The sequence below is a fragment of the Pseudonocardia bannensis genome (assembly GCF_012911875.1).
GTDB lineage: Bacteria > Actinomycetota > Actinomycetes > Mycobacteriales > Pseudonocardiaceae > Pseudonocardia > Pseudonocardia bannensis.
Map to the genome: position 1 here is coordinate 1 of NZ_JAAXKZ010000169.1, position 9839 is coordinate 9839.

At 71.7% G+C, this 9839-nt stretch carries 9 protein-coding genes and 2 pseudogenes; 4 read left to right on the forward strand and 7 right to left on the reverse strand.

The genetic code is table 11. The annotated features are described in order from the left end of the window. The 3 genes and pseudogenes from HF519_RS31955 to HF519_RS27645 form a co-directional block, all read right to left on the reverse strand. Positions 1-160 (reverse strand): annotated as a pseudogene (locus HF519_RS31955) (diaminobutyrate--2-oxoglutarate transaminase); the annotation flags it as partial. 369 nt (positions 161-529) lie between these two features. Further along, positions 530-1009: a nitroreductase family deazaflavin-dependent oxidoreductase gene (locus HF519_RS27640; RefSeq protein WP_312860393.1), complete on the reverse strand. Its 480-nt coding sequence runs from the start codon at positions 1007-1009 to the stop codon at positions 530-532. 572 nt (positions 1010-1581) lie between these two features. Further along, positions 1582-1953 carry an SPW repeat domain-containing protein gene (locus tag HF519_RS27645; RefSeq protein ID WP_169415927.1) on the reverse strand — a complete coding sequence of 124 codons (372 nt, stop codon included), beginning with the start codon at positions 1951-1953 and terminating at the stop codon, positions 1582-1584. Positions 1954-2586: 633 nt separating this feature from the next. On the opposite strand from HF519_RS27645, the gene HF519_RS27650 reads away from it, so the two are divergent. Continuing rightward, positions 2587-3144, forward strand: coding sequence for a hypothetical protein (locus HF519_RS27650; RefSeq protein WP_169415928.1), 558 nt, complete (start codon positions 2587-2589; stop codon positions 3142-3144). A 34-nt stretch (positions 3145-3178) separates the two neighbouring features. Here the strand turns inward: HF519_RS27650 and HF519_RS27655 are convergent, their stop codons facing one another. Next, complete coding sequence (locus HF519_RS27655) at positions 3179-3607, reverse strand: hypothetical protein (RefSeq protein ID WP_169415929.1); 429 nt, start codon at positions 3605-3607, stop codon at positions 3179-3181. 50 nt (positions 3608-3657) lie between these two features. Here HF519_RS27655 and HF519_RS27660 point away from each other — a divergent pair, with 50 nt between their 5' ends. Next, entirely contained in the window at positions 3658-4338 is a 681-nt protein-coding gene (locus tag HF519_RS27660; RefSeq protein WP_169415930.1) for a hypothetical protein, read from the forward strand. Then, a complete protein-coding gene (locus HF519_RS27665) occupies positions 4331-6589 on the forward strand; it encodes an MMPL family transporter (RefSeq protein ID WP_169415931.1) in 2259 nt (752 codons plus the stop codon). Before HF519_RS27660 ends, HF519_RS27665 begins: the two co-directional genes overlap by 8 nt. 499 nt (positions 6590-7088) lie before the next feature. Here the strand turns inward: HF519_RS27665 and HF519_RS27670 are convergent, their stop codons facing one another. Beyond that, positions 7089-7238 carry a hypothetical protein gene (locus HF519_RS27670; protein ID WP_169415932.1) on the reverse strand — a complete coding sequence of 50 codons (150 nt, stop codon included), beginning with the start codon at positions 7236-7238 and terminating at the stop codon, positions 7089-7091. After that, complete coding sequence (locus tag HF519_RS27675) at positions 7210-7458, reverse strand: hypothetical protein (protein WP_169415933.1); 249 nt, start codon at positions 7456-7458, stop codon at positions 7210-7212. The genes HF519_RS27670 and HF519_RS27675 overlap by 29 nt, the downstream gene beginning before the upstream one ends. Before the next feature lie 169 nt (positions 7459-7627). On the opposite strand from HF519_RS27675, the gene HF519_RS33600 reads away from it, so the two are divergent. Then, positions 7628-8569 carry a cold-shock protein gene (locus tag HF519_RS33600; RefSeq protein WP_169415934.1) on the forward strand — a complete coding sequence of 314 codons (942 nt, stop codon included), beginning with the start codon at positions 7628-7630 and terminating at the stop codon, positions 8567-8569. A gap of 230 nt (positions 8570-8799) precedes the next feature. On the opposite strand, the pseudogene HF519_RS27685 reads toward HF519_RS33600, so the two are convergent. Continuing rightward, a pseudogene (locus HF519_RS27685) lies at positions 8800-9640 on the reverse strand (IS5 family transposase). Between the last annotated feature and the right edge of the window lie 199 nt (positions 9641-9839).

Consider the following 9839-nt stretch of genomic DNA (forward strand, 5'->3'; position numbering starts at 1 on the left):
AGTTCAGTGCACCCGCACCGGCGAAGAAGTCCAGGTAGGACTTGCCGTCCACATCGGTCAACCGGCTTCCCACCGCGGTGTCGAACACCACAGGCCAGCTTCGGCAGTAGCTGCGGACCTCGGACTCGAGTTCCTCGAACACCGTTGTCGCTTGTGGCATCTCGTCCCTTTCGTGCCGTCTCTCAGTCATCCTGGATCGATCGGGAGCTCGCCCACCTGACGACTTCCTGACGATGGCGGTCACCGGGAAACCGGACGCGGGACGGGAACGCCTGACGAATGGCTGACGATCCGGCCGAACACGTCTCGAGAGCGGCTACGCGGCCCACCCGCCGCGATACAACATCCGTAGTGGCCGGCGGGCGCGGAACGCCCTGGTCGGCTCGACGATTCGGATGCCGGTCCGGCCGCTGCGCGGTGACTGGGGAGCTTGCCGCCCCGGGGCGCCCCGGCACGCTCCGGGGAGCACCTCGACCGGAACCGGCGGATCGTCGGGTCGAGCCCGCCGGCCACCCGCGAACGATCAGCGTCAGGCGGGCTCCTGGCGAGCGGGCCAGAACGCAACCACCGGGAGCTCGGTGAGCAGCCGCGCCCGCCCGGCGGAGGACCCGTCGTACCGGAACCCGGCGAGCCGAGACAGGATCGCGCGCACGATCGGTGCGATCGCCCGGTTGCGCTGCTCGTACCCGGCGAGGGAGGCCGCCGCCTCAGCCGGCCCGAGCACGCGGTGGGCGGGAACGAACCGGTCGCGGCCGACCTGCACCTCGAGCGCCGGGGCCCGTTCGATGTTGCGCAACCAGTCTGAGTCCGGACCGAAACCAGCGAGCACCACGGCTTCACGACGATCCGGGTCCCAGCGCAGCACCTCGAGGACCGTCCGCCGGACGAAGCCGGTCCGCCGGCCTCGGTGAGTCAGTAGAAGAAAGCGGTGCCCAAGCAGCCGTCCGGCGCCGAGGTCGAACAGTACGACCGGTGCCCGCAACCCGAGCGCCAGGAGACGACGAGGCACCGACCGACGGGGCATCCGGTGCCACCTCCGCCCGGCCCTACCGTCGTGGCTGCCGGGTGGACGGCTGGGAGTTCTCACCGAGGCCGGGCGAGGTCGTCAGCGTCGCCATGGTCCGCCCCGGCCACCCGGTGCGCGACCTCCACCGCCTTACGAAGTCCCACTTTGTCCGCAAGCAAGCGCGCGACATGGGCTGCCGCCAGCAGCGCCGGATCCTGATCTGTCTCGTTTGTAGATCCGTCCGTAGCCCGGACCCCAACTGTGCGGGACACCTTCCGGTTCGGGCCTCCGGTGGCGTGCGGACCGTGGCCGTCCGAACCCTGCCCGGTGCAGCCCGTCGGATGACCGTGTCCATGGACTTCGGTGGGCTCATCCCCGGACAACGACGTTCACCTCCTGCTCCTCGTGACGCTCCCGTTGTCCGGACACGCCGACAGCCCAGGCGTTCCGTTGAGAACGGTGCCCAGCCCAGCCCAGCTTCCCCAGGGACCATGCGAGGTGCCGCCACCCCCTCCTCCGGAGCCGGACGCGGTGGCCAGCCCCACCACGTCGAACAGCGTGAACGCTTCGAGCGGTCACCGATCAGCCTTACCCGTCCGGTCGGCACGCTGGCCCCGCCTGCCGAGCACGGCGCTGATCGTGGCGAGGACGATGACGATCACCCCGACAATGATGTCGTTCCACGTGGCAGCCATGGCGTCGGCGCCAAGGTTGTAGCCCAGGGTGAACGGGGCGAGGATCAGCCAGGCGCCCAATCCGATGTTGACCACTCCGACGGCTGCGCTCCGGTAGGGCGACGCCATTCGTACCAGGGCGACCAGGGCGATGGCGGCCCCGATCACGACATCGTTCCAGTAACCGTCGAATCCAGGTCCCAGGTTCTGGTAATTCAGCGCGAACGGCGCCATGATCAACCAGATACCGGCCAGGAAGGTCAGGGCGCTCACCGCGGCTGGAGCGCTGCCTCCCTCCGGTCGCGGCGCGAACATCGTCTCCGGGCCCGGGCCGCCGGGGCGGACCGGACGGGATGCTCCGGCGCCGGCCGCGGGACTGACGTAAGGCGGCGCGTCGGGCGCCAGCCCGACCGGCTGGTCACCGCGGCGATCACGCGGATTCTGGGCCATGACTCCTCCTCCCTGCACGACGGCGCGGCGGTGCCGAGCCGTAGGTCGTATGCACCCCTCCTGGTTTGCCCACTAGCGCTCCGCGATTACCTGACGGAAACCTTGCAATCACAGACGCGGGAAGGGGCTCGTCAGCCGTTCGACGCTTCCTCTCGCCGGAACGAGCGCCGCGCCGTTGACCGGGCGGGAGCGGGCCGGCGGGCCGTTTGCAAGCTGCCCGTCAGGTAGCCGCCCGGCGCTGCGGGGAACGCCCACCTCAGGACGGGTCCGGGCCTGGGACCTGCCGCCCCGGGCGCGGGCAGGACTTCGCCGTGCAAACTACCGCGGGCCTACCCGGGCGCGCGCCGCACCAGGAGGAGTGGGATCATGGGCCTTACCCCGCATCCAGAAGCCAGAGCGCACCGAACCGCGCCGACATCGCACCGGCGCTCCGCGCTGCACCGGTCGCTCGCCGCAATGGTCGTTGCCACCGGGCTGGCGCTGGCCGGCTGCGCGTCGGATCCCGCCCCCACCGTCACGGATCCGGGTCCCGCCACCACGGCGCCGGCGGAGGGGGCGAGCGTCGAGTGGACGGGCACGGTCTGCAGTGCACTGGTCCCCGTGGTCGAAGCGCTGCGCACACCGCCGGCACCCGACCTGGCCGACCCGGCCGCGACCAAGCAGGCCTACAGCTCCTATCTCGCGCAGGCATTGCAGGAAGCCGAGCGAGCCGTGCAGGACGTCACCGCGGCGGGCCCGGCCCCGGTGGAGGGTGGCGAGCAGATCGCCCGGGAGGTGCGCGAGCAGGTGACCCAGCTACGAGACGACCTCGCGGAGGCCCGAGCCCAGGTCGACCAGGCCGATCCCGGCGATCCTGCCGCACTCGGACGAGCCGTGACCGCTCTCGGCAATACGCTCGCCTCGCTGGGCAACAGCGCCCAGGCGCTGACCGCCGTGGCCGATAACCCACGGTTGGAGCCCGCCTTCCGCCAGGCGCCGTCCTGCCAGCAGCTGCGGGAAATCGGCACCCCCTGAACCAGTGGACCGGATCACCGGCTATGAGGGGATCTCAGCCCGGGGCCGCGGTGGTCGGCGGCGGGCCGGCGGGCGCTCGAGCGCCCTCGGACCAGCCGCGGCACGCGTCCACGTCGCGCTGCAGCTCTGCGCGCAGCTGCCGAACCTCCTCGAGGACGGCACGCAGGGCGCCGGGGTCGAGCTCGCCGATGGCCCGAACCGCCCTCTCGAGCTCGGCGATCAGATCGGTGCCGTGCTGGGCCATCGCGATGCAGGGAGTAGTCGGCGCCGCGGAGGGGTCCGTGGTCCTCGGTGCCGGTGCCGGGGCCGCAGGCGGGCTCGTCACCGGAGGGGGCTCGGAGGCGGCGCGCACGAGGTACCCCGCGACGAGCCCGACGACGAGCGCAGCCACCGCCAGCACGATGGGCCCCCACCGACGTCGGCCCGGCCGCCGCCCCAGGTCGGCATCGTCGTAGTCGCCCATGATCCCCCGGATCTCCTGGCGGGCGCGTGGTTGCCGGGCAGCGTAGGCCGATGCCAGGCTCGGCGCAGGCCCGCCGAGGACGGGAGGCGCCGGTGATGTCGGAGCTGGCGCTGCTGCCCAGCCACCGCACCCTGCGCCGGTGGGACGCCGCCGCCGCGGTGACGACTGCGGTCTTCGCGGTCCTCGGCGTGGTGGCCGGCCTGCAGGTCTGGGGGTTGGCCAACCTGCACCGCGGCCTGTTGGAGGCGGCGGAGGCCCTCGACCTGACCGCCCGCGGGATCGCCCTGCTCGGTGAGGTGCCGCTGGTCGGCACCGGCGCCGACCAACTCGCCGACAGCCTGCGCCAGACGTCGGTGGAGGTCCGTACCAGCACCGCTGCCGCCCGGGAGAGTCTGCGCACACTCGCGCTCGCCGTGGGTGCGGCCCTCGCGGCGATCCCGCTGCTCCCCCTCGCCCTGCTGTATGTGCCGCTGCGGCGCGCCCGCCGACGTGAGCTGCGCGGCCTGCGCCAGCTGCTGCAGGACCCGGTCGATCCGATGCTCATCGAGCATCTTGCGCGGGCGGCGCTGCGCCGGGTGCCCTACGCCGAGCTGCGCCGGATCAGCTGCCGACCCTGGCTCGACGTCGAGCAGGGCCGCCACCTGCACCTCGCCGCTGCAGAGCTGCACCGCCTGGGCGTCCGGTCCCCGCCCGGCTGGGCCACCCCAGACGGCAGGCCGGACAATGGGTGAACGAGCCCCGCCCCGGGGGCGACGCCGGCGCACCCTCGCGCACGGCTACGCCGCCGCGGTCGTCTGGGCACGGTGGCTGATCCTGGTCACCGTGGTCGGGGGCACAGTGGCCGCCGTCATACAGCTACCGGGGCTCGCCGGTTCCCGGGCCGGGCTGTCCGGCCTGGTCGGTAGCGGGAACCCGGCGATCCAGGCCCAGCTCGACGCCGTCGCGCGCTTCGGCTTGCCCCTGCTCAGCCGCACGGCCGTCGTGCAGCACGACCCGGACGGGCTCGACCCGTTCGTCCAGGCCGACACCGTGCTCCGGGCCCTCGAGGTCGACAAGCGGACCCTGGAGGCCGGCGGAGCTCCGGACAGCGAACTCCTGCTGGCCTACCCCCTGGTGAACACCCCGCTGTTGTTTCCCGGAGTGGACAAGCCGTACACGACGATCGTCAGCTACCTGTTCATCGCCCCGACAGCGAACCTGGGCGAACAGGACCTGATCGCCCACGAGTACGCCGCCGGCCTGAAACGGCCGGAGGGCGGCTTGGTCGGCGTGACCGGGACGATCCCGCTGCAGGTCGCGCAGGGCCGGATCGTCAGCGAATCGTTGCCCCTGGTGGAGCTGGCCACCCTGGCCGCCATCGCGCTCATCGTCGGGCTCAGCTTCCGGTCCGTGGTGGCGCCGATGATCACACTGGTCACCGCCGCGGTGGGTTATCTGCTGGCCGACCGGGCACTCGGGCTCGTCGGTGAGCTCACCGGTTTCTCCGCGCCCACCCAGTTGCAGCCCGTGGTGGTGGCGCTGATGCTGGGCATCACCACCGACTACTCGATCTTCTTCCTCTCCGGGCTGCAGCGCCGGCTCAGAGAGGGCCACAGCGGCCACGACGCCGTCCGTGACGGCGTGGCCGAGTACCTCCCGATCGTCGTGGTCGCCGGGCTGACCGTGGCCGCGGGCGTGACCACCCTGTTGGTCGCCGAGTCCGCGCTGTTCCAGGCGTTCGGACCCGGCCTGGCGATCACGGTCCTGGTCGGGCTCGCGGTGTCGACGACGATGGTGCCGGCGCTGCTGGCGATCCTCGGGCGCTGGACGTTCTGGCCGGCAGCGGGACCGCCTGCCCCTCGGGACCCGGCCGGGTCGGCGCCCTCCCGGCTCGCCCACACGGTCGTCCCCACCCGCTTTCTGAAGATCATCGGACGCCGCCCGGTGGCCGGCGCGGTGTGCGTCGTCGTGCTCGGGCTGCTGGTCGCCGCCTCACTCCCGCTGGGCGGGCTGCGCGCCGCAGTGTCGCCGGTGGACACCCTCCCGGCCGACGACCCGGTCCGGGAGGCCGCCGAGGCTGCCGGCGCCGGGTTCGCGCCCGGCATCATCGCGCCCACGGCGCTGGTCGTCGCCGAATCCGGCGTCACCGCCGAGCGTGACAAGCTCTCCGAGCTGGAGCGGCTGCTGGAGGAACAACCGGATGTCGCCGGGGTGCTCGGGCCGACAGACCAGCCGCTGCCCCGCGAACTCGGGCTCTTCCTCGCCCCTGACGGCGGGGCGGCCCGCTACCTGCTGGTCCTGGACAGCGACCCGCTGGGTGCAGGAGCCATCGACGGGCTCGGCGAGCTGCGACAACGAATGCCCGCGCTGCTCGCCGCTGCCGGACTTCCCGTTGCGGAGGTCAGTTTCGCCGGGGACACCGCACTCGGCCTGTCGCTGGTCGACACCGCCGCCGGCGATCTCGTCCGGGTGGCCGTCGCCGTTCTACTGGTGGACCTGTTGCTGCTCATCGTGTTTCTACGCGCCCTGGTCGCCCCGCTCTACCTGCTCGCCACCAGCGTGTTGGCCGTGGGCGCCTCCCTGGGTCTCACCACATGGTTCTTCCAGGACCTCCTCGGCCGGGACGGGCTCATCTTCTACGTCCCGTTCGCTGCAGCGGTCCTGCTGATCTCCCTGGGCTCGGACTACAACATCTTCAGCGTGGGCTACATCTGGGAGGAGGCACGGCGGCGCCCGCTGCCCGGCGCCCTCGTTGTCGCCGTACCCCGCTCCACCCGGGCCATCAACGCCGCCGGCATCACGCTCGCGACGAGCTTCGCCCTGGTGGCACTCATCCCGGTCGCCCCCTTCGAAGAACTTGCGTTCGCAGTAGCCATCGGGGTCCTGATCGATGCGTTCGTTGTCCGCTCGCTGCTGGTCCCCGCCCTGATCTCCCTGGTGGGCCGGGCCAGTGGCTGGCCGGGACGCCGCCTGACCCACAGGCCCGAGGTGCAGCGAGGCTAGCCGGACCCGCGGTGTCCTGACCCGGGGAAGCCGGATCGGTCACTACCGCGCCGAACGGCGCGGCCAGCACACAAGGACCCCGCAGGGCACCCGCCGACGGCGAAGGTGCTGTGCGGGTCCGAGAGCGACACTGTCCGAATAAAGCCAACCAGTGCAGTCGTCGATTTCGGTCCGAGATGCGCCGCCACACCGACGCCACCGGAGACCAAGGTCGACGACGGCCCGGGAGAGCACGACCTCGCTACAGTGCCGGGCGAAGAACTCCGGGTCGAGGCCGCGGGCGGCGGCGGCGAAGCTGTGCCCGTCCCGGCCCAGGAAGATCACCCGAGAGCTCGAATGGTTCTGCACGTGGGTGCGCAGGTCGTCGAGCATCGCCGCGGTGATCGCGGCACACCCCGTAGGCCTGTTCGACCGCGGCGCGCTGGTCCTCGGCGCGCAGCGCGTAGGCCTCGAGCAGGGCGTCGAGGTCGCCGGGTGGGGGCGGCATTCGGTGCGGGGGTCAGGCGCGCAACCGGGCCGGCGTCGCCAGCGCCGGGGTGGCCGGGTCCAGGACCCGGCCCAGCCAGGCCATGAACGCCAGATAGGTCGCCGCCCGGCTCAGCCGCACCGGCGCCCCGCCCTCAGCCCGGCCCTCCGTGGCCTCGGTCATCCGGCCGATCGCGTCGAGGGGTGACCGCGGTGGGCACCGAGTCGACGAAGGGCAACTCGAGCGCCGCGGACAGGGTCAGCGCGTCGTGCTGGATCGTCGCCGGGTGCCAGCCGGCGTACCAGCGGTCCAGGTGCGCGGCCAGGACCACCGCCCATTCCGGCGCGGCCGAGGCGGCGAGCGCCCGGTAGATTGGGTGCCCGGCGGTGATCTCCAGCCGCACAGTGTCGCAACGCCCATTAGACCTGGTCTCAAAACTCGGCGTGTCGCTAGGTGGACCAACGGCCCGCCCCTGGCTCCGCACCGCCCGCCTGTGGGCCCGGCCTGACGGACCGCGAGGTCTGTCAGAGAGACTGGGGGCCAGTGCCCGCCCTCTCGACCTGGAGCCTTTGATGCCGCAGGGGACCGTCCGTTGGTTCGACGCCGAACGGGGTTTCGGCTTCCTCGCGCCCGAGGACGGCTCGCCGGACGTGTTCGTGCACGCCTCCGAGATCGTCGGGGACGGCGGCGCGAAAGTGCTCCGCGAGGGTCAGGCCGTCGTGTTCGAGGTCGGCGAGAACGACCGCGGGCCCCAGGCGCTGCGCGTTCGCGTCACCGCCGATGCGGCCACCGGCAGCGCCGTGGGCCTGCTCGGCACCGTCGACTGGTACGAGCCGGGCAAGGGGTACGGCTTCGTGTCGCCGGACGGCGGCGGCGCCGACATCTTCGTGCACAGCTCCGCCATCGTGACCGGCGGTGTGGTCACCGAGGGGCAGCGGGTGGCCTTCCTGATCGTCGAAGGCGAGCGCGGCCCGCAGGCCGGGCACGTGATCCCGCTGGGAGCGGGGGCCGGCCCACCCGCTGCGGCTGGCATCGGGGACGGTGCCGACGGCACGGTGGCCTGGTACGACGAGGACAAGGGCTTCGGCTTCATCACCCCCGACTCCGGCGCCGGGGACGTCTTCGTTCACGCCCGGGCCCTGGCCGAGGGGCTGACGTGGCTCGCGGAGGGCGACCGCGTCGCCTACGAGGTGGCTAGTGGAGACAAGGGCCCGCAGGCCCGCGACGTGCACCTGGTCCGGGAGCCCCGGACGGCGCCGCAGCGGTCGGCACCTGCCGCGGCCGCAGGGCCGGCGGCGCGGGACGTGCCCGTACGAGGCGGCGAGGGCGTCGTCGCGCGCTACGACGGCGACCGCGGCTTCGGCTTCATCACCCCGGACGCAGGCGGCGACGATCTCTTCGCCCACGTGTCCGTGATCATGGGGTCGGAGCCGCTGCAGAAGGGTGACCGGGTCCGGTACGCGGTGCGTCAGAGCGACCGGGGCCCGCAGGCCGACCGCATCGAACGCCTCTGAAGAGGCGGCCCCACCGATGGCTGATCACTTCCCGACGAGAGTGCTCGTTCATCCCCGTCGATGGTGCCGTCAGCAACGCGGCTGCAGCCTCCTCCAGGAGATCGATCTCCCTCGTGGTGACGGGGGCCCCGTGCCGACCCGAGGACCTGCTCCGCGCTCAGAAGCTCACCAGTCACCCCCACCCAACGACACAGAGCTACCGATGTATCCCAAACGAGTGAATGGATGCGTTAGACCTGATCGCAGGGCTCGATCTTTATGAGCCGGCGGACGTTGATCACGGTGCAGGCCAGCGTGAGTAGCGCCAGCGTGGTGCGTTCGGTCCGGTCGTAGCGCAGCCCGAGGCGTTTGAACCGCAGCAGCCAGGAGATGGTGCGTCGACGACCCAGCGGACCCGGCCGAGGCGGGACTTGTCCTCAATCCCGCGCCGGGCGATACGGACCTTGATACCGCGGGGGGTCAGGTAGCGGCGGCAGCGGCGGTAGTCGTAGCCCTTGTCGGCGTGCAGCTTGTCCGGTCGGCATCGTGGCCGGCCCGCCCGGCCGTGGTGGCCGCGCACGGTCGGGTTCGTGTCCAGCAGCGGCTCGAACAGCATGCTGTCGTGGGTGTTTGCCGCCGACAACATGACGTGCAGCGGTAGCCCGTTCGCGTCGCACAGAACGTGGTACTTGGAGCCGGCTTTGCCCCGGTCAGTGGGGCTGCGGCCGGTCAGCTCGCCCCCCTTTTCGACCGCACCGACACCGCGTCGATGCAGCCTCTGGTCCAGTCGAGCTCGTCGATGTCGGACAGCTCGTCGAGCACGAGCTGGTGCAGCCGGTCCCACACGCCGGCGTCCTGCCACTCACGTAACCGCCGCCACGCGGTGTGCCCGGAACCGCATCCGAGCTGCTCGGGTAGGTCTCGCCAGCGGCAGCCGGTGTCGAGCACGAACAAGATCCCCTCTAGCGCGGCACGGTCATCGATCCGGGGCCGCCCACCCGGACCGCGCGGCGCTGGTCGGGACGGGATCAGGGGTTCGATCAGCTCCCAGAGCCGGTCTTCGACCCGTCGCTGCTGCGTCGTCTTCGCCACGACTGCCCACGATCGACGACCAGGACCGGCAGGTTACCCAGCGACACACCCTAAGTTTTGAGACCAGGTCTAAGCTTGTCCTTTAACCTTCGTGGCCGTCGGTGCCGTTGGCGCTGCCCCCGGGTGATCACGAGTGCAGCCCTTGGTTGATCATGCTTCTGACGAAGGAAGAAGATCAACACAAGGGCTGCGGTGGGTA